The organism is Lacipirellula limnantheis (genome assembly GCF_007746075.1).
Classification (GTDB): domain Bacteria; phylum Planctomycetota; class Planctomycetia; order Pirellulales; family Lacipirellulaceae; genus Lacipirellula; species Lacipirellula limnantheis.
In genome coordinates this window covers 6,051,508-6,069,828 of record NZ_CP036339.1, presented here as the reverse complement: position 1 = coordinate 6,069,828, position 18,321 = coordinate 6,051,508, and the positions used below count along the sequence as shown (strand labels likewise).

18 protein-coding genes are annotated in these 18,321 nt (G+C 60.4%); 8 read left to right on the top strand and 10 right to left on the bottom strand.

Annotation, left to right across the window (positions count from 1 at the left end; all coding sequences use genetic code 11):
• Positions 1 to 107: 107 nt before the first annotated feature.
• The 4 genes from I41_RS23715 to I41_RS23700 form a co-directional block, all read right to left on the bottom strand.
• A complete protein-coding gene (locus I41_RS23715; RefSeq protein ID WP_145434885.1) occupies positions 108 to 710 on the bottom strand; it encodes a hypothetical protein in 603 nt (200 codons plus the stop codon).
• 592 nt (positions 711 to 1,302) lie between these two features.
• Positions 1,303 to 3,378 carry a polysaccharide deacetylase family protein gene (locus I41_RS23710; protein ID WP_210421056.1) on the bottom strand — a complete coding sequence of 692 codons (2,076 nt, stop codon included), beginning with the start codon at positions 3,376 to 3,378 and terminating at the stop codon, positions 1,303 to 1,305.
• A complete protein-coding gene (locus I41_RS23705; RefSeq protein WP_210421055.1) occupies positions 3,365 to 4,849 on the bottom strand; it encodes a TM0106 family RecB-like putative nuclease in 1,485 nt (494 codons plus the stop codon). Before I41_RS23705 ends, I41_RS23710 begins: the two co-directional genes overlap by 14 nt.
• Before the next feature lie 86 nt (positions 4,850 to 4,935).
• On the bottom strand, positions 4,936 to 5,643 hold the full coding sequence (locus I41_RS23700; RefSeq protein WP_145435507.1) for a HEPN domain-containing protein: 708 nt from the start codon (positions 5,641 to 5,643) through the stop codon (positions 4,936 to 4,938).
• 217 nt (positions 5,644 to 5,860) lie between these two features.
• On the opposite strand from I41_RS23700, the gene I41_RS23695 reads away from it, so the two are divergent.
• The gene (locus I41_RS23695) at positions 5,861 to 6,703 is read left to right on the top strand and encodes a TIGR02452 family protein (RefSeq protein ID WP_145435505.1); all 843 of its coding nucleotides are present in this window, start codon (positions 5,861 to 5,863) and stop codon (positions 6,701 to 6,703) included.
• 222 nt (positions 6,704 to 6,925) lie between these two features.
• Here I41_RS23695 and I41_RS23690 read toward each other — a convergent pair whose 3' ends face one another.
• The 4 genes from I41_RS23690 to I41_RS28365 all read right to left on the bottom strand — a co-directional run bounded on the left by I41_RS23690 (position 6,926) and on the right by I41_RS28365 (position 10,872).
• Positions 6,926 to 8,008 carry a vWA domain-containing protein gene (locus tag I41_RS23690; protein ID WP_168207117.1) on the bottom strand — a complete coding sequence of 361 codons (1,083 nt, stop codon included), beginning with the start codon at positions 8,006 to 8,008 and terminating at the stop codon, positions 6,926 to 6,928.
• 710 nt (positions 8,009 to 8,718) lie between these two features.
• Positions 8,719 to 8,856, bottom strand: coding sequence for a hypothetical protein (locus I41_RS27565; protein WP_168207116.1), 138 nt, complete (start codon positions 8,854 to 8,856; stop codon positions 8,719 to 8,721).
• Between the two features lie 385 nt (positions 8,857 to 9,241).
• Entirely contained in the window at positions 9,242 to 10,243 is a 1,002-nt protein-coding gene (locus I41_RS23685; RefSeq protein ID WP_145435501.1) for a S1/P1 nuclease, read from the bottom strand.
• A gap of 494 nt (positions 10,244 to 10,737) precedes the next feature.
• The gene (locus I41_RS28365; protein WP_261342460.1) at positions 10,738 to 10,872 is read right to left on the bottom strand and encodes a hypothetical protein; all 135 of its coding nucleotides are present in this window, start codon (positions 10,870 to 10,872) and stop codon (positions 10,738 to 10,740) included.
• 46 nt (positions 10,873 to 10,918) lie between these two features.
• On the opposite strand from I41_RS28365, the gene I41_RS23680 reads away from it, so the two are divergent.
• From I41_RS23680 to I41_RS23665, 4 genes are all read left to right on the top strand, one after another.
• On the top strand, positions 10,919 to 11,575 hold the full coding sequence (locus I41_RS23680; protein ID WP_145435499.1) for an SOS response-associated peptidase: 657 nt from the start codon (positions 10,919 to 10,921) through the stop codon (positions 11,573 to 11,575).
• Positions 11,576 to 11,757: 182 nt separating this feature from the next.
• A complete protein-coding gene (locus tag I41_RS23675) occupies positions 11,758 to 12,117 on the top strand; it encodes a PadR family transcriptional regulator (RefSeq protein ID WP_145435497.1) in 360 nt (119 codons plus the stop codon).
• Positions 12,118 to 12,226: 109 nt separating this feature from the next.
• Positions 12,227 to 12,799: a hypothetical protein gene (locus tag I41_RS23670; RefSeq protein WP_145435495.1), complete on the top strand. Its 573-nt coding sequence runs from the start codon at positions 12,227 to 12,229 to the stop codon at positions 12,797 to 12,799.
• A 35-nt stretch (positions 12,800 to 12,834) separates the two neighbouring features.
• Positions 12,835 to 13,782, top strand: coding sequence for a hydantoinase/carbamoylase family amidase (locus I41_RS23665; RefSeq protein ID WP_145435493.1), 948 nt, complete (start codon positions 12,835 to 12,837; stop codon positions 13,780 to 13,782).
• 370 nt (positions 13,783 to 14,152) lie between these two features.
• Here I41_RS23665 and I41_RS23660 read toward each other — a convergent pair whose 3' ends face one another.
• Positions 14,153 to 14,476: an outer membrane protein assembly factor BamB family protein gene (locus tag I41_RS23660; RefSeq protein WP_168207114.1), complete on the bottom strand. Its 324-nt coding sequence runs from the start codon at positions 14,474 to 14,476 to the stop codon at positions 14,153 to 14,155.
• Positions 14,477 to 14,599: 123 nt separating this feature from the next.
• On the opposite strand from I41_RS23660, the gene I41_RS28720 reads away from it, so the two are divergent.
• Positions 14,600 to 14,908, top strand: coding sequence for a hypothetical protein (locus I41_RS28720; protein WP_391524813.1), 309 nt, complete (start codon positions 14,600 to 14,602; stop codon positions 14,906 to 14,908).
• Between the two features lie 161 nt (positions 14,909 to 15,069).
• Here I41_RS28720 and I41_RS23650 read toward each other — a convergent pair whose 3' ends face one another.
• Complete coding sequence (locus tag I41_RS23650) at positions 15,070 to 15,546, bottom strand: ecotin (protein ID WP_210421054.1); 477 nt, start codon at positions 15,544 to 15,546, stop codon at positions 15,070 to 15,072.
• Between the two features lie 495 nt (positions 15,547 to 16,041).
• Here I41_RS23650 and I41_RS23645 point away from each other — a divergent pair, with 495 nt between their 5' ends.
• Positions 16,042 to 17,394 carry a DUF5722 domain-containing protein gene (locus I41_RS23645; RefSeq protein ID WP_315852436.1) on the top strand — a complete coding sequence of 451 codons (1,353 nt, stop codon included), beginning with the start codon at positions 16,042 to 16,044 and terminating at the stop codon, positions 17,392 to 17,394.
• 597 nt (positions 17,395 to 17,991) lie between these two features.
• Positions 17,992 to 18,312 carry a hypothetical protein gene (locus I41_RS23640; RefSeq protein ID WP_145435487.1) on the top strand — a complete coding sequence of 107 codons (321 nt, stop codon included), beginning with the start codon at positions 17,992 to 17,994 and terminating at the stop codon, positions 18,310 to 18,312.
• The last annotated feature ends 9 nt before the right edge of the window (positions 18,313 to 18,321 follow it).

The following is an 18,321-nucleotide window of genomic DNA, read 5'->3' as shown; positions in this document are numbered from 1 at the left end:
CCTCGTCGCTGATAGCTAAGCAAAGCCCCCCTTGCTCTTCAGGAGAGGGCAGGGCGGCCGCCAGCGCCAGAGCGCGCGCCCCGGCGCTGGCAGCTCTCCCGCGCGCTCTAGCACGGACTCGGAGCCGCATCTCCCACGAACAGCCGCCAGCTGTCGTGGAGCTCGCGCCACAGCTGGCTGACTCGTCCGGCGGTCAGCCGACAGAGCTCCGCGACGGCGCTCGTCCGTTCCCCCTGCGCCAGCGCGTGGACCACGCGCTGATCACGACGGGAGAGCGAACCGTACCACTGGCTGAAGTCAATCCGCAGCGCCGCCATCTCCGCGGGACTTGCCCGTCGGTAGTCGCTAATGGACTGGGCGATCGAGTCGATCGGTTCGGTGCGGCAGCCGCGCAGCCGGCATTTCACCGAGCCGACGTCCGCCGCATTGTCACGACTTCCGGTCAATCGCCCGGATCGATAGCGCCGCACGCCGTAACGGGCCAACGGCGTGGCGTAGCCGAGCTTCGCTCGCCCTGACTGCGCCAGCCCGGCATAGGCGACCGCAGCCGAAGCGATGACCGTTTGGATCGCCTCTTCGCGTTCTTCGGGGGCCAGTTCACGGAAGGCGATTCGTGCGTAGCGCCGGATCGTCGGCAGCATCTGGACGAACGAGGCTTGCCAGGGGAGGGGAGGGGCGTCATCAGCAGCGACGATCGGTGAGCAGTTCATGGGACGTTCCTTTCCAAAGGGACCGCCCCTGTCGAGGGCGGTCGTGTGAGGTACACAACCGCCCTCGCGACAGGCGAGAGCTGAAAAAGCAGAGAGCAAGTCCGTGCGGCACCCGTGCGATACGCACTGGACGCCGTCGCAGAAGCCTCTTCACTGAGGGCTGGGCGTTAAGCTCCCCAAGCATTCATGCCGCCAAACGGCACTGGATTTAGCGGTAGCCGGCTCCCGTGCGCAAAGCGATCGGTAACTTAGTCGCTCATGCGACAAGTTCGTGCGGAAGCTCTACAACGCCACCACCGGACGTTTTCAGATTTCAACTGACGGGTTCGTCACAGGAGCAACCTCTATCTCGACTCCCGCTGGGGAAAACGGCGACGGCGAATACGATTGTCTGTGGCCAGGAGTCTCCGACCGTTTGCTGAAGAATGTAGTACGTCATGAAAAGGGCGACGCAAGTCCAGGAACGATCGGTCGTGATAAGCGTCCAGACTCTCAACACCGCATTTTAACCGCCGGCGCGGGAATGCATTTGGCGGGCGTGGACGCAGCTGCCGGCGGTCGAATTGGTTGACGACCCAGTTGTCGACAGCGATTAGTCAACCTGCCGAAGCCAGCTGACGCTCTTGATGCGTCGAAGTTCGGACTCGATGTCAGTTCCCTCGTAGAAACTGAGCCAGCCGCGAAGCCGTTGCGTTTCGCCGGGATCGCAGTCGGGGAATTGAGGATCGCTGTGGAGGCAGGGGCAGGGCGCATTGCCCCACGGACGTACGCACTGCTCCCAGGCGGTAATGATCCACCGATTGGAATCGGCGGTGCGACAAGCGGCGAAGGGGCTCTCAAACAACTTGTTGTCGTTTGTCATGGCGTTGAAGTCGCGCGCCCCTTTGAGCATCACGCAGTTTTGCACGACCAATCCCCGTAACGTCTCGGACGTGCCGTTGACGATCCAAAGCTCCATCCTTACATGATCGCGTTGCGGAACGACGGAGGCGCCGAAGACGACTTGATTCGGCAGACGGCGCTCAATTTCGAGCGAGCCGTCGTCACGACGAGTCCACTCAAGCGGCTCAAGCGCGACCCCTTCTCGCGACCACCGCGTCGGTACGTGAGTATGGGCCAAATACAAAAGTTCGCGGGCGTCGCCCTGCTGCGCCCAGAGCGCCTCCGGGACGTCGACCACGACGTATTGCGTCGGGTCCCAGGGTAGGAATGCGCTGAACTTCGTTTCGCGCTGCGGCCGTATGGCCCCATCGAGGAAACCGATGCGCGGGTGGCGGCCACCGGGATAGGGCCGCACCTTGATGGCAGACAAGGTGCGGGAAGCTGTCGTTTGGTCGCGATGTGGAATCGAGAGCCGGCCGACGGCTGCCGTCACGTCGGCGGTCGACAGACCTGTGGCGGCCGCTGCTTCGACGTCGGTAAACCCATGATCTACGATCATGTTCTCAAGCCAATAGCGGAGTTCATCGTCGGCGACTGGTCGGCGAAAGTTGTTCCGGGAAACATGCCGGGCCATGGACTGCCGGCGATCTTCAATGATTTGTTGTGGATTGGAGGGGACCACGTCGGGGTCGATATACCGCGCCAAATCTCGCACTGCGATCACGGTGTAATTGTTCTTGGCCAGGTAATTCATGTAGGCGTCGAATTGCCGGGGCGACGAGTCGACCCAATTGTGCGCCGTATCGGGAACGCCATGGAACTGCAGCACGGCGACGCGTTGATAGCGCGCTTGTTCGACCGCGGCGATGAAATCGTCGAGCGTCCATGCGGGCCGCGCATCGCCTGCCGAGGGAATCAGCAGCGGGTGATCGAGGCCCGGTTCATAGGCGAAGCCGCGTCCCTCGCGACAATCGTACTCGGGCGCACCGCCGCGGCGGGCAAAACGGATCCCCAGTTTCTGGAGAATGGGCAGGGCGGCGGGCGCCAGCGAGTTGCCCGGATATGCGAAACTCGTGGTTCGGGGAATGCCGTGAGCTTCGCATTGGCGATTGATCGCTTCGATCTGTTCTTCCAACTGGTCGACGGTGTCGTCGGCGACCCCCAAGTGATCGCGTGTGTGATTGCCGATTTCGAATCCGTCGCGATCGAGCGCGGCGATCTCCTGCCAGGTCATGTAGTCGGTCTTGTTCGTGGGAAAATCGAATCCCTCGGTGACGAAGAACGTGGCGCCGAAGCCGTATCGCTTGAGTACGGGCCGGACGTTGGTGAAGTGGGACTTCGCTGAGTCGTCGAAGGTGAGCACCACGAGCTTGTCGGGAATAGGCTCCAGGCCGTGGGTCGCCGGCAGAGCCATTGACCACCCTGCCATGAAAGCTATGACGCAGACGGCAACTCGATGGGTCATGGGGAGTATTCCAGGGCGAATTGGAGAAGCCGGGAATCCCCGGATGGCTTGAGCCTGGAACAGATCCACGCCCGGATTGTTGATGTGGCTGGGCAAGTTGTCCCCGTTGACTAGAGCGGCGATCAGCGCCTTGCCTTGCTCGGTGGCAAGTTGGTGCGAAGTCGCACCATCGCAGTCGCGCAGGCTGCCGTCGGGTTCGCACTCCAGAGTAATCTCAACCAAGTTAACGTTTCCGCTCATCGCCGCGAGAGGCAGCGGCGTACGACCATCGAGAGCGCGCCGTGCCCCGAGCCAATCGTCGGTTTCGTTAGTCGGTGGCATTTTCGCTCATTGCCGTGACCACGCGATCGACGGCCACCATCGCCAGGACGTCTTCGCGATTGTACTGCTGGACGCGTTCAATCAACGCATCGTCGCCCGACCGAAGCCACTCCAGATATATGAGCTGGGCGGACTGACCATCGACGTCGTCCTGGCTCCACCGGAAGCCGCAGACCGGCGCGACCGCCTTGATTGAATAGCTCGGGACGGGGAAATACGGCCGATGCTTGATTTCTTCCTTGAGATCCACCAGCGCCGCGGCGGCCGTCTGCAGCCGACTTTTCAACTGGGGGTGGGCCGCAGCGGCCTGTTCCATTTTCCTCGCCTCGTACATCGTCCAGCAGTAGAGGGCGACGTCGCGAGGGTTGCCCAGCCAGTCGAGAAACTCGTTCCACATCCGCGGCTCGTCGTCTTGGCCGCGGGCGGTCCAAATGTGGCTGTCTCCTTCGGGAGTTGCTACGCCCAGCATGTAAGTATGGGGACGGGTGACCAGCGGGGGATCGGCGAACGTGAGATCCTCCACGTCGAAATAGACCAGTCGCGGCCGACGCGAGATTCGAGCCCTGTCGCCGTAGCGGAAGACTGGACATTGCCGCTGGTACGCCAGGGCGTGATAGTACGCGTGATCGTCGCCCAATTCAGCACAGCATGCAGCTTGGCCGAGCCGCACCAACTCCACCAGCGACAGTAAGCCGCGTTCGCGCCACTGACAGGCCGTCGCTTGCTTGACGCCCGGAAGGAGCGACAAGTCGCCTCGGGCGACGATGCGCTGATTGGCGTATTGTCTCCAGGGACTAATCGTTGACGAGTAGGCCAACGGTTCGGGGCAGTTCGCCCCGTCGCGAATCTCGCGCCACAGGCCGAGTTGCCGCTGAAACTCGGCAATGAAGTCGGCCGTCAATGTCGTCGCGCTGCCCGCCCCTTCGCGAAGGACGACCTCCGCCGTCGCCGGCAGGCGTCCCTGGAGCGCGCCGAGCATCCATGAGTAGGCCGTCGCCTGGAGTTGATGGCACTGTTTGACGGTCGCAGAATTCTTGACTTCTTGGACGGTGTAGTGGAAGGCGCCGAGGTCCGAAGACCCGCCGTCGCAGCGAATTAGGAGGTCCGCCTTGCCGCAGATCTCTTCGCCCAACCGCCATAGGGCCCCGCCGTGGATGACTCGCTCGCCGCGAAGCATCGCCGCCAACGTGTCGCGCAACGCCTCGACGCCCCAGGCCGCTTCAATTCTAAATGCGGCCGGAAACTCCGCCGCGACGTACTTTTCCTCCCACACCACGCCTTGGGCCATTCGATAGCGATCGAACAACGTCGTCTCATCGAGTTTCTCAGCGGCGGGAGCGTGATAATGGCACCAGATCCAAAACGGATCTTCCAGCAGATTGTAGAACCAGGAGGGGCGAAAGGGCTCGACGGAGTTCAGCTCCCGCCCTGCCGTCGCCCGCCGTAGTAGCTCCTCAAGCGTGATGGCCATCATGAATAGAGTTGACGTTCAGTGCCAAGTTCGCTTTAACGCCACATTGCTCATCCGGAAACGGCCAGCGCGGGCGCCGCATTCCCTCATCCGCGCGGCGGATAGCAGAGCGCACCCCAGTCTTCGTCCGCGCCGCGGTCAGCGAGCACGGCGACGACCGCCGGCAGGACATGCCCCATCATCACCGACGCGCGGCGCAGCGCGGTGCGGTTGAGCTTCCCGCCGCAAGTGGCGGCGCCATGCATCAATTGGCAGCGGAGCAGATAGATGCGATCGAGCACCTCGTCGAGAATCATGGTCCATCGCCCTTCCAAGTACCACGTCCCAGCGCGGTAAGCGATGCTTCGATCGCGGCCGCTTCGCGGAGACGACGGTTCGCGCCAAAAGTGTTGGCTCAGGAAGGGGTCTTCCAACAGGGACACGACCAGTCGCTTGTGGTCCTGCAGGACGCTGACCACAAGCTGGTCGACGTCGAGTTTCAAGATCCTGTCCAAGAACTGCCGCCAGGACTCGCGATCGGGCAGTGACTGCCGTTTAACGCCATCCCATTGACCGTACAACGCATTGAAGGCAATCCATTGGGCCAGCAGGACGCCGTCGAGATCGTCGCGATTGGCTTCCACGCGCTGGAGCCAGCTGCATGCCCGGTGGATGCGAATATTGGTCGGATGGTCTTCCTGCTGACGAACGAGACGCTCCTTATGCGGCTTCCAGCGCCGCCGCAGGGCGTGCACAGTGACGTCGTCGGCGGTTGGGATCGGCGACCTGGAGTCGCTGGCATGGCCTGGCGGCATGGAAGTCTCCGCACATGCGAGGAGCCGGCAAATCAAACGGCGGCCTTCATTGTAACTGGCCGACTCGACGATCTCCCCTGAGCGCCATGGATTTTATGAAACCTCAGGCCAGCTAAACCGGCGACTTAGGAAGGCCTTTTCAGCTGCGTTGACTTGCCGCTTGCGCAACGTCGCCCGATGATAAGCGTTTCAACCTGCGACACGATGGAACAAGCCCATGCCCGCCGCCGATCTGAAAATCTCACGCAGGACAGCGGCCGAACTTAGTCGCGAGGCGGTGACCATCGTCGACCAAGGCGGTTACCGGTCCCCTGCGGGCGAATGGGTCGACCTTCGCGACCAGATCGCGCGGGCTCGTGAGTGGACGCTCGCCTATCCTCCCGACCAGCTTCTGCCTCCAACGACGACAGGACGCCTCGCCACCAAGATTTTCGTGGTCAACGACACCACGCTCGCCGCGGCGCAGTCGCTGCTAGCGCAGGGCCGGCGCGTCGTCGCGCTCAATTTCGCGGCGCCGACGCACCCCGGCGGCGGATTCCTGACCGGCGCGCGGGCCCAGGAAGAGTATCTGGCGCGGTCGTCCGCCCTCTACGCCTGCCTGGTCGACCAACCGATGTACCCGTTTCATAAGGCGGCGTACACGCCGTTCGCCTCGGATTACGCCATCTACTCACCCGACGTTCCAGTGTTTCGCGGCGACGACCGTCGGCTGCTCGACGAACCCTACGCCGTCAGCATGGTCACGTGCGCCGCGGTGCAGGCCGCACGACTGCCTCCCGATAGTCGCGATCAGATCGAGGCGGCCATGCGCTCGCGGATCCACCGTATCCTGACGCTGGGGCTCGCCCATGGGCACGATGCGTATGTCCTGGGGGCCTGGGGATGCGGAGCGTTCGGCAACGACGGGGAGATGATCGCCGGACTGTTTCGCGAGGCGCTCGATGGGCCGTTTCGTGGTGCGTTCGCCGGGGTAATCTTCGCCGTGACCGACTGGTCGGACGACCTGCGGATGATTGGCCCGTTCGCGAGGCAGTTCGGTGCGGCCTCCGAACTTGGGTGACGTTGGCATTCCACCGGGATGGTGCTTTGCAGGCGGCCACTCGCTTGCCGGGTACGACATCTCAACGTGGAACACGTTCGGCCCGCTTCTCGACCATCGAGTTAGCGCGGCGCAGCGATGACAATTTTCTCGCGTTAGCAGTCAGAAGATTTCGTTTCTTTAATTCTCTATTTCGTTAGGCGCAGCAAGTGGTTCTGAACGCCGTCCAGGCGACCACCGCTGCTATTCCGTTAGCATCACCGGCAGTGTGGAAGCGATCTCGCGGAAGATCGCTTCCAAGGAGGCAGAATCAGCGGCGTGGAAATGCTTGCCCCCGGTGGCTTCGGCGACCGCCTTCATGCGGGTGACATCAGCTTCATTACTGAACGTCACCGTGTTGATTGTGATGTTTTGCTTGGCCGCCTTCTTTGCGGCAGTGACGGGATCGCCGCCCGAGTTGTGGAGACCGTCGGTCATGACCACCATCGTCCGGATGGCGAAGGGTCGGACGCTGCTGCTGGTGAGGACCTTCACGCCGTTGTCGATGCCGGCGCCGATCGCCGTGTTGCCTTGGACGGGCCTACCGCTCAACTTGGTCATTTCATCGCGAATCGACTGATAGTTGAAGTTGAGCGCACAATTGATATCGGAAATGGTGAACTTAAAGCCGCACCCGCTCCCGTTGCTGGAGTATGTGACCAGCGCGCATTGCTCCTCCTGGAGCGTCCCTTCGAGCTCGGCGGCGAAGGCGTTGACGGCGGTGTAAACGCCGCCCCATCGGCTCCTGGCCATATTGGGCTTAGCGCACGAACCGCCGGGAAGCGTAGAACCATCGAGTGACCACATCATCGACCCTGAGCGATCGACCACGAGGCAGATATCTCGGTCAAGTTGGGTTGACGTGGCGATGTGAACCGGTTCGAAAGTCGTAACGCCCAGCATGCGTCCGAGCAGCAGTCCGACGGGACCGGCAGCAGATGCAGCGGTTCTCTTGCCCGTCACGCGAACTGCGTTAAGGCGCGTACCCCCTGGCGTGAATGTGAATCGATCGGTGCTCCTGGATTGGGCGCCGCTGCCGAAGACGATTTGGTCCGCCGTCAGCTTTAGCCCCACCCCAGCGACTTGGTTTTTAGCAGCTGCGGCGATAGCGGCGGCCCGGGCCGTCGCCTGGTTCTGTGAGATGCTCAGTATCTTCGCGCTCGCTCGGGCCGCCGCATCAGTCGCGGTGCGCAGCTCCGTGCGGGCCAATTGCATGTAGGCGACGTCGACCGCGAAGGCCGCCGCGATGATAAAGAGTGGGAGACAGATGGCGATGAGCGGTAGCATGCCGCCGGTGCGACGTGTGCGGGGCGGTTGGCGCAAGTTGCCACGTCGTTCTTGCCATGACACAGGCTGCGATGCAACGACCGCTAATGCTTGAGAGAAGACAATAGGTTGCTGTGAAGTCATGGCAGTGTTTGGGAGTTGAGACTTTGTTAGTGGTAACACGCACGGTGGCAGAAATAAGGCTCGCACGCGGCCGAGAGATCGATAAAAGGGCCAATAAAACGTAGGTCAGAAGAGGGAATGCATTTCCGCGTTGAGCGCCACGCCGCAATGAGCCAGTCGTTCTGACCGCTACAACACGAGCGAGGTACGTCCGCGCCGTTTCACTTTCCACGTTTTCCCTTGCAAGAAACGTGTAGCTTGACGGTGAACAGAACTCGCCGAAGTTGGACTGACTGGCCCTACGGCTACCGCTCCGGGTAACGTCAGCACCAACGCCAAGCCAGTACTGTTCCAAGCCCGATCCATGGACTGACGCGACATGGGGCAATCGTGCGTTGGTCAAGATGCGCTACGCGGTGGCCGACGAAGTGGCGCCTCGCGGTATGCAGATGACGATTGACATTCGCCGAGCCCTGAATGGTGACCGCCATTCAGAAAACGTATCGCCCCGCATCGGGGCGATAAGAGAACTAAACACCACAGGGTAGAATGGTGAGCTTACTTCGAGCGCTCTCTCTGCCCTGCAATGGCAGCGAGCGTTTTCGAGATTACTTCACCATGCCTCCTTCGAACTGAGCGAGCATGTCTCCAAGCATTCGCTCTACGGGCGAAACGCGCAGGCGGATGGTAAATCCCATGGCGCCCTTGGCTTGGTTGGCGACCAAGCTAAACGGGTGCGTTCGCATGAGTGCGAGCCGCCGGCGCGCGGTACACAAACTCTGACTCCGAGGATTCTCACAGCCAAGGCGCCGTATCCCGTGAAGACTTGGCGTTATTCGCGAAGGGAGCGAACTATGTGAAAGATTCGACTGGCATGCTTATTTCGCGACGCTGACGATTGCGATCGTATCGATGCAGTCCCTGCCGACTGGCAGGACGTCGATGAAGTCCAAAGCTGCGAAGAGACCATCATCGATGCGTCTCTCGATGCCGAGCCCTCGTGATTCTGGGTGTACCGTTGTTGGCGTCTGTCCGGGCTGCCAACTGGTTTGCTTCGGTCCGACTGATGCGGAATCGATGGCAGTTTGAACGGTTTTTCTGGAGGTCAATACTTTTTCGGGCTATCGGCCTTTATTGGCCTGCGTCACCGCCATCGATGGCGTTAAGACCCTCCCGCCAAACCGCCGCCAGGCGATGCCCCGCTTCGGCAGCTCTTAACTGGGCCAGTTTCCCAGCCTGCTGCAAATAGCTCTCTGAGAAGTAAATCTTTGGCAACTCGCCCCCTTCTTCCAGAATGGCTTTCACCGGGCCAAGCACTTCGTGCGTGTAGGCGTACTCGCGGGACGCCTCGCGGCTCTCGGAAAGCCAAATGAGCGGGTCGAGGGCGTTGGATTTCGCGAGGGCTGCTTCGCCGATGGCGCCGTACTCAGGCTCTCCTTCGAGGGATTCGACTCGGCGATTCATCGTCCCTTCGTTGTAATTTCCGCCAAGCAACCCATCCCAGAGGGCGTGCATGTTGTTTTTTTGCTGCGTCGGTATCGAGTTCGCTCCGCGGTCCCCTTCGGGGAACAGCCTTTCAACGTAGAGGCTCCCCGCGTGACACGGCTGATGGGCGTCGCCCACCAGATGAGCGAGCCAGCAGAGCGCAATCGCCCGGTCGGCTACGGGAGCGTGTTGGTCACTCATCACGCGACGACACAGCTCGACGGCCTGAGCGACGTACAGCTCTTGGGTTTCCAATGTCGCCGCCGGCGGCAGCGGCCCCGGTGTTTCGGGAACTTGCAGCCGCGACGGGTCACCGAGCGTGAGCGTCGCCCCCAACTGATAGTGCCACGTCGGTCGGTTGTATTTCGGTTGACTTCTGGCGATATCAGGCCAGTAGCCGGCCGTGCCGACGCGAAAGCGTTCAGAGTTCCGGATTTTCTCAGGTGGCGTGAAGTCTTCGGCGTACCTCGGATGAGCTTGGAGCAGGTCGAGCAGCTCGCGTTGCTCACCGGACGTGAGCTCGTCAAACGCCAACAGCGCGATGAGATGATGCCCCGATTCCGACCACGCCGCGGCCGTCTTTGTCAGTAAACCCGCGGTCGCGACCGCCAAAAAGAGCCGCGCCAAGAGCTGAAAACAAGATGTCATGCTCACGACCTCGACGCCGTAGGGGTGGGAGAGGCTTAGATCGGCTTCAGGGCAGATTGTAAGAATAACCTCGCCGCTTATGACGAACAAACGAGGGACTCGCCGTGGCAGCAAGCGGCTGGGTTGGCTGCGACCATCCGTCAGAGGGACGCCCGGGGCGGCCGACGACTACTTTTCGGACAGCGGGGTATCCGCTGTCTTCGGACGCTGTCGGAAATGCTCGCCTTCCCCGCTTCACCATCCGCCTTTTGCTGATCGCTATGGCCATCGCCGCGGTGTTCGCTTGGCAAGGCAGCGTGGTCTACCGGCGAAAGGCAGCGATTCGCGGCTCGGAGCATACCTTTTTCAGCATGAGCCACCATAAGAGCGACCGCCAACTCAGCCACGTGGGCCGCAACAACCGTAGCATCTGGATTCAGCGGGCGTATCTGGTCACCGCTAAGAACGGCACTAGAGTAGTGGCCACCGCCACTGCGGAGACCAAGGCCGAAGCGCTACACATTGCCAACGCCTTTGCTCTGGAGCACAAGGCGGACCAGATCATTGATCAAACCTATAGCCGCCGGCGGCAGCGGCATCCAGCGACCGACTTTCCAGCCGCTCGGCGGCCCGTGGGCGGTGATGTGCATGCGTTATTCCTGCCCGTGATTCTAGGCGGCTCGCGGCGGCGCTGGCATGATGAAACCCATGTGCCACCACTACATCCAAGGCCGCGACCGCACCGCCGCAGGTCGGGCGATGGTCCACTACTGGGACAACGAGTTCTCGATTCGGTCAAACTTGCGCCAGCTGGAGTTGCCTGAGGGCGGCTTCTATCCGCTCAAGCCCGTGCCGGTGGTTCGCCTGGACGAGAGCGGCGAGCGTGAGTTGGTGCTTTGTGAATGGGGACTGTTGCCGTTCTGGTGGAAGCCCAGCGCCGGGACGCCCAAACGTGCGGCCTTCCAGCGCAAGACGTTTAACGCCCGCTCGGAGACCGTCTCGACGACGCCCAGCTACCGCGACGCCTTCAAGCGCCGACGCTGCCTGCTGCCGGCAGGGGCGTTTGAGGAAAAGGCGCACTACTTCAGCCTTCCGAGCGGCCGGCCGTTTGCCTTCGCGGGTCTGTGGGAATCATGGGGCCAGGGCGACGAACGCATGGAGAGCTGCACGCTCTTAACGACCTTGCCGAACGAAGAGGTGCGCGGCGTCGGTCACCACCGGATGCCGGTCATTCTGCAGCGCGAAGCCGAGTACGCTCGCTGGCTCAATCCGGAGATCAACACGCTTGCGCCGCTGGAAGGACTGTTGAAGCCGCTGGCAGACGGGTCGTTGGCGGTGGCGCCGAAGGGCTAACTCCAACTAGGTCCTCCTCTGGCGTACAGTTTTGCGTATCCGTAGCGCAAGCGTCGCCGCGTGGTCAGCGGCATGTCCCACTTTCGACCGCTCGAAAGCGATCTCGCCATGCCTCGTACTCCGAGGTATAACGCCTCGACCTTTGAGGCTAAGGGCAGGGTTACCCACTCTAGGAGACCAAGATGGCTGAACGCAAAAGCAATCCGGCATTCCTTAACGGGGTGCCAGAAATGCTTATTCTTCAGTTGCTTTCGCGGCAAGCCATGTACGGCTACGAAATCGTGCAAGCAATCAAAGCTGACTCGAACGATGAACTTGAGTTCGGCGAGGGGTGCATCTATCCGATCCTTCATCGACTCGAATCCGATGGGCTACTGACAGCCACAAAGGAATTAGCGTCGGGAAGGACGCGAGTGGTCTATCGGTGCACCAGGCGCGGCAAAGCACGTCTTGCCAAGTCGATCAGCAACTGGCGGCGAATCGCCGACGCAGTGAATCTGTCGCTGGAAGGAGGCGGCAATGTCCGTTCAGCGCTGGCTTGATGAAGTCCGCAGCGGATGCGGGCGACGACGCCTTCCACCTGCCTACGTGGAACGGCTCGTGGGGGAATTGTCCGATCATCTAACCGAACTCATGGAGGATTCGATGAGCATGGAAGCTTCCGAACGTCCGCCGACTTTGCTCGGCTCGGCCAGCGAAATTGTGGCAGCGGCGTCTAGCGAATACCGGCGACGGCGATTTTCCGGGCGGCATCCGTGGCTTGCTTTTGTCATCGCTCCGACCTTGTCTCTCCCAATTCTGTGGGCGGGCAGCCTCTTGATGCTCGTTTTCGGGGCCAAAGCCATAGGCTTCGACAGCGAGAGTCCGACGGCAACCGCCGCGACCTCCCATTGGGCGACTGAAATGCTCCCCTTCGCGGTACTAGGTACTCTCATTCTGCCGGTCGCTGTCGCCACGATCGCCTTCTGTCAACTGGCCATCAAGACGGCGGTCTCACGGCGATGGTTACTGGCCTGCTGCCTCGTCTTGGCAATCATCGGGGGCGCTGCGAATTCCAGCGTTTCGCTACCGACGCCAGGAACGAAGGGTTCGGTGGCGTTTGGCTTCGGCGTGAGTCTGCCGCCGAGTCCCCAGCAAATCGCACAATTCCTGTTGCCGCTACTGCTTGGTTGCTGGATGCTTCACGTTGGTCGAGGGACGGCAGTTTCAGTTTCGGGTAATTGACTCGTCACCATTCACCCAGGCTTTAACTCCAAACGATCGAGTCTTCACAGCTCAACGACCACGGCGTCGTGACCGACGCGCCGCTGGAGATTGTTTCATGGACGAATGAAGAGGGAGCGCGTTTCGCCCCGGCGATGATCGGGTCGGGCGTATTCGCGGGCGAGTTCTCGCTGGACTACGCGTACTCTCGGCAAGACAGCGAAGGCGTGCGGCTCGGCGATGCGCTCCGCTCGATCGGCTACGTCGGCGAGTCGCCGCTGGGGCGGCGGCTTTACGCGGCGGCGTTCGAGCTGCACATCGAACAGGGGCCGATCTTAGAGGCAGCGGCCAAGTCCATCGGTATCGTCACCGGCGTGCAAGGCATCCGGTGGTACGATCCGACGCTCCTCGGCAGCGAAGCCCACGCCGGACCTACGCCGATGGAATTACGGCGCGACCCCGTCCGTGCGGCGCTGCTGCTATTGGGCAGCGTCTACCAACTAGCCGACAAGTACGCCCCTCACGCCCGCGTCACTATTGGCAGCCTCGACGCACGACCAGGCGTACGGAACACGGTGCCTGGTTCGCTGACGATCACGGTCGACCTACGGCACCCCGATGCGAATATCCTCTCGGCCATGGACGTCGATCTGAAATCAATCGCCGCCCTCGGCAACACCGCGACCGGCGTTGCAGTAGAACTTCACGATGTGTGGTACTCGCCGCCCGTGGAGTTCAGCCCCACATGCATCGACGCGGTCCGCACGGCGGTCGCTCAGCTCGGCCTCGACGCCATGGACATGGTGAGCGGCGCCGGGCACGACTCGGTGTACGTCTCGCGGGTCGCGCCCACCAGCATGATCTTCATTCCATGCAAGGACGGGCTGAGCCACAACGAACGCGAGAGCATTGAACCGGCCGACGCCTCCCGCGGCGCTGATGTGCTGTTGCACGCCGCTTTGGCCGTCGCCAACTCTACCGCGGCGGCTGCGCCGGGAAGCTAAGTATTGCCCCGCTCAGGATCGGTTCTTAGCGCCCGATCCCACGGATTTGTTGACTTATTCGGCTGCTCCAGCCTCGAAATGGTTGGCTTCCCATCGCAATTCAGAAACTCGTCGGCAGGCAGGTTCGGGAACGCCGAGCCGAACAGTGTCAAATCGGTGATCTGTCGGCACTCTTCCACGCTAACGAGTTGCTGGACCCCGCAAAGCAATTCGTCGGCTGCCCAACGTGACACCCCCTTCAAGCCTCAGCAGCAACGCGCTCGCCGGCTAGGTGACGGCGCGTGATCGATGGCGACGACGCCGAGAGGTGAGGTGGAGAGGTGACGGACTAAGCCCTCCAGCCGCATGATCGAGATCTCGCCGAGTCTACCTAGCTATCCTGTGCGGCGGCCGCGATTGCAGCGGCGGCCTGCTGCAAGACGACGTCGGAGACCTGGCCGCGGACCGAGACGAGCGACGTCGGCGCACCCACGCCGTAGCCCTTGAGTGGATTGTTCCAGCGAATCTCCCCCGTGAGTGGTTCGAGGCAATAGATATATCCGTTGGTGGAGGCGATCAGGCGGTCCCCATCCAAGAGCAGCGTGACGTAGCCGGATTTCATCTTATCATTTGACCAGACGATCTCGCCTGAATCGCGGTCGAGTGCGAGGGCGTAGCCATTGAGGCCGACGAAAATCAGCTGTTCAACTGTCACCATTCGGCCCTCCGGAGATCGCGATCGGACGCCCCAACGCCAATTTAGAGCGCTGGATCGCGCGGCGAAAGGTGGTGTGGCCGACGTAAAGCTGGGGCGAGGGGGCTGTGGCGCGGCAACGACGTGCTTGCAAGGGACACAGATGACGACCACGACGTCGACGGGGGTGACTTCCTTGTTTGGCAGCGGCAGTTGGGAAGCGTCTCCGTGCCCTCGGCGTCCAATCAAATACCGGAGCCTAGTACGTTCGCCTTGGTTTCAATGGCGTGGTGCGGTATCGCGCTACTCCGCTGGCGTCGCCGCGAAGCTATCAAAGAAGGTTGGTTTGACGACGCGTTTCAACGGCCAGAACGGTGGCTACGCCTCCCCTCCGAGAAAAGGCATGACTTCTCGGCACGGTTGCGACGCGCCGTCAAACGTATGTGTTCTTGAGAATAGAGACCCGTGTCACAACGGTCGTATTTTGGGACTCGGACATTAGCTTTGCGACTACTGGAGAGCAGTTTCCGTAACGACATGGATCACGGGCCTCGCGGAGAAACATTCGAGTGACTGCCTTTGTTTGGTAACTCCCGTTCGTTGAGTTTCCTGCCTCAGCCCTTTTTCATGGCCTTCACTTCCGCATCGGCCCTCCAGATTCGATAACGCACTTCAACGCCTTCGGGCACGTACACCACGATTGGCAAACGGCTGTTGTAGCGGATGAGATAGGGATTACCCCCAAGTGTGATGAACCGGTCGACTTTAGGCGCGTTCGGATCGACTGCGATTAGCGTACCTGCCATGGGCCCCAGCTCGCGGACAATGTAGCGCGGGAAGCCCCAGCCCTGGATCGTTTCCTCTTCAATCTTGCCGCCGAAGAAAAATCGGTTCGCCTCGTCAACCTGAACCACCTTGCCCACCATCAGTTCCACCTGAAAAGCAGATTCATCGTCTTGCTGGGGAAGCCGCAGCACATACCGCGTCATGCCCTGCTTGGCGGGGGGAAACGCCTTCATGTCGTCCGCCGCTTGGCCAGCCGTGACCGCAAAGAACACCGAGAGGACAGTGGTTAAACGTACCATTTTCATTTGTCTCCTGATGCCCGACTTATTATGGCTGAATTGGTCGCTACGCAGTGTTGGGTCGACGGGGCGCTGCGGCAGCCATAATCATGGCCGCGTGTCAGGCCGAACAGCAAGGAAGTTTCCGGAATACCGGAGCCATGTCGGGAGTTGGAAGAGATTTTGACATTGAGGCCAGGCGACGTCAAAGCGGTCAGTTGTTGACAGTCTCACGTGTTAACGAGTTTTGATACTCGCTGCCCGGTCCTTCATCGCCCTGATTGCTTCCGGCCGAGCGACCGATTGGCCAGGTGGGGTTCGCGCCCACTGGAGATCGCCGACTTGCACGGCGTACTGAGTTTCCAAAACTCCGCTTACGAGGCTTGGCGTCCTGGTCGGCCACTAGTCCGTTGAAAATAATATCTGCCCGCTCGGACATAAACTCGCAATAAGTACATTGGCGGAATACAATCTATGCGGTGTACTCATCTGTATGTAGCTGAACTTTAGAGCCGATTCAGTGTGGTCACTAAACGAGTTCCGCGATCTATCGGGTCCGCCCACTGCGTGAGTGTCGTCGCGAAGAGCTTTTTGCTGCTAGCGTGCTTGGTCTGGCCCGCGATTAGTGTTGGCCAAGACGGGGCTCGAAATGTCGCAGCTTACCCGGAAGCAGCATCCAAGAAGGGTCTGCAAGTGGAACTGCTTGACGACGCCCTGGAGCTAGGCATTAAGCACGCAGCACTAAACGTCAACCTCTCGGAGCTCATCGCGCCGAATTCGGGTAATGTTGACGTTGCTTATCTGCCCTGGACGACCGATGGGCGGACGTTCCATTTTCGCCGGGAACCCGTCGAGCGGCTGGACCACACGATCAAGACGCTGTCCAGTCATAGCGTAGTCGTCCATTTGATAATCCTGGTTTATAAGGATAGCGACGCCGAAGTAAATCGCGTCATGCTCCATCCAAACTATGACGACAAGGCGCCGCACCGCCTGTCGGCGTTCAATACTCGAACTGCTGAAGGACGAGCATGGTTACAAGCGACTATGGAGTTCCTTGCTCATCGTTGGTCGCGTCCCGACAAACAGTATGGCCGTGTCGCCGGTTACGTCCTCGGCAACGAAGTTAACTCGCACTGGTGGTGGAGCAACATGGGGCGTGTGACGATGTCGGAGTTTGCCGACGATTACTCGTCGGCACTGCAGCTCGTGCATCGTGCCGTACGTCGACATTCCTCGTGGGCACGAGTCTACGTCTCCCTGGATCATCACTGGAATATTCGCGTCCCGGCTAGTGACGACCACGAGGCATTCGCGGGCAAGGACCTCATCGACTACTTGGTTCGACGTGGAAGGGAGGATAATGAGAGCAACTTCGACTGGCATGTGGCATACCATCCCTATCCCGAGAATTTGTTCGAGCCGCGGTTCTGGAACGACAAGAGCGCCCTTCTGGAGCCAACAACTCCGCGGATCACGTTCAAGAACCTTGAGGTGCTCACCGATTATTTGCAACGTCCGGAGTTGCTGTATGAGGGCCAACCCCGTCGTGTCATTTTGAGCGAGCAAGGGTTTCACACACCTGACGGTCCCACGGGCGAAGCTATTCAGGCAGCCGCGTACTGTTATGCCTATCGCAAGGTTGCCAGACTTGATGGCGTGGACGCGTTCATTTTGCATCGGCATGTGGATCATCCGCATGAAGGTGGCTTGCGGCTAGGTCTGAGGCGTTTCGCACCAGCAGAATCCAATCCACGTCCCGCAAAAATGATCTACGAGTGCTTCCGGCGCGCAGACGATCCTGACTGGGAGGAAGCATTCAAGTTTGCTCTACCGATCATCGGCATTCAAAGCTGGGCCGAAACCAAACGGTAGATTCGGCTAAGAATCCTCGTGTTCGGACACAGCGATCAAGTACGCATCTAACTGATTTTGCTACAACCGGTTTTTCGGCATGCCCGGGCCCGTACTAAACTGTCAGACCACAAACCGAATCCCGGCGCCGTCGTGTGGTAGGAGTTCCCCGAAAGTCTCGCTCGCATTCGGACGATGAGTTTTCGGTAAACGAGCCGCGTGCCATCAAACGGTGCCGAGAAACGGTCCATTCCTGGGGTGTCTCACCGTTTCGCTGGCGCGACGAGTTAATTACGCTTTTTCCGCGTGCCGTATCGCTGCGACACCTATCCAAACGCGATTCGGCGTCCTTTTCTTCCCGCCCCCGAATGCTGCTCGGACATCCCGCTGCCCGCCGGGGTGAACAACGCATTGATCGACAAATGTCACGCCCACCTTACGCAATTCGTCGCTACGGTATTAGCAGCCGCGTTCCATATCTCCTGTATGGAATTTATTTGCAGTTTCGTTGAACTGTGATAGGTTCCGCATTCACTAGCATTGTCCGTAGAATCGAAAAACACCCAATCCCTCGGCCGTAACTCGGTTGTTCGAAGGTACTACGGCTACTAGCTCGTCGTGGGCCTCATCATCGCTACCGCTGCAATCGAGATCTTCAAATTTTCTTTTCCATCTCAACGAGTAAGCGATGGCGGTTGGGAGGACCCGCGCGGCGTTATCGGCGTCGGAATCGATGCCGACGAGTGGCCATTTTACGCCGGGGAGATAATCGTTTTGACGTCGGTGAGAGCGCAGTTGGAGATTTCCACTTCAAAAATGCTTCGGATTCGCAACGAGCGACATGTCGCGTATTTCTTGACTCATTTGATTTGGCACATTAAAGTGCAGCCGCGGGTCTGGGCAAAGTTTGCGACAATCATTTTTCATTGTCGCTGTTGAAGGGACGTC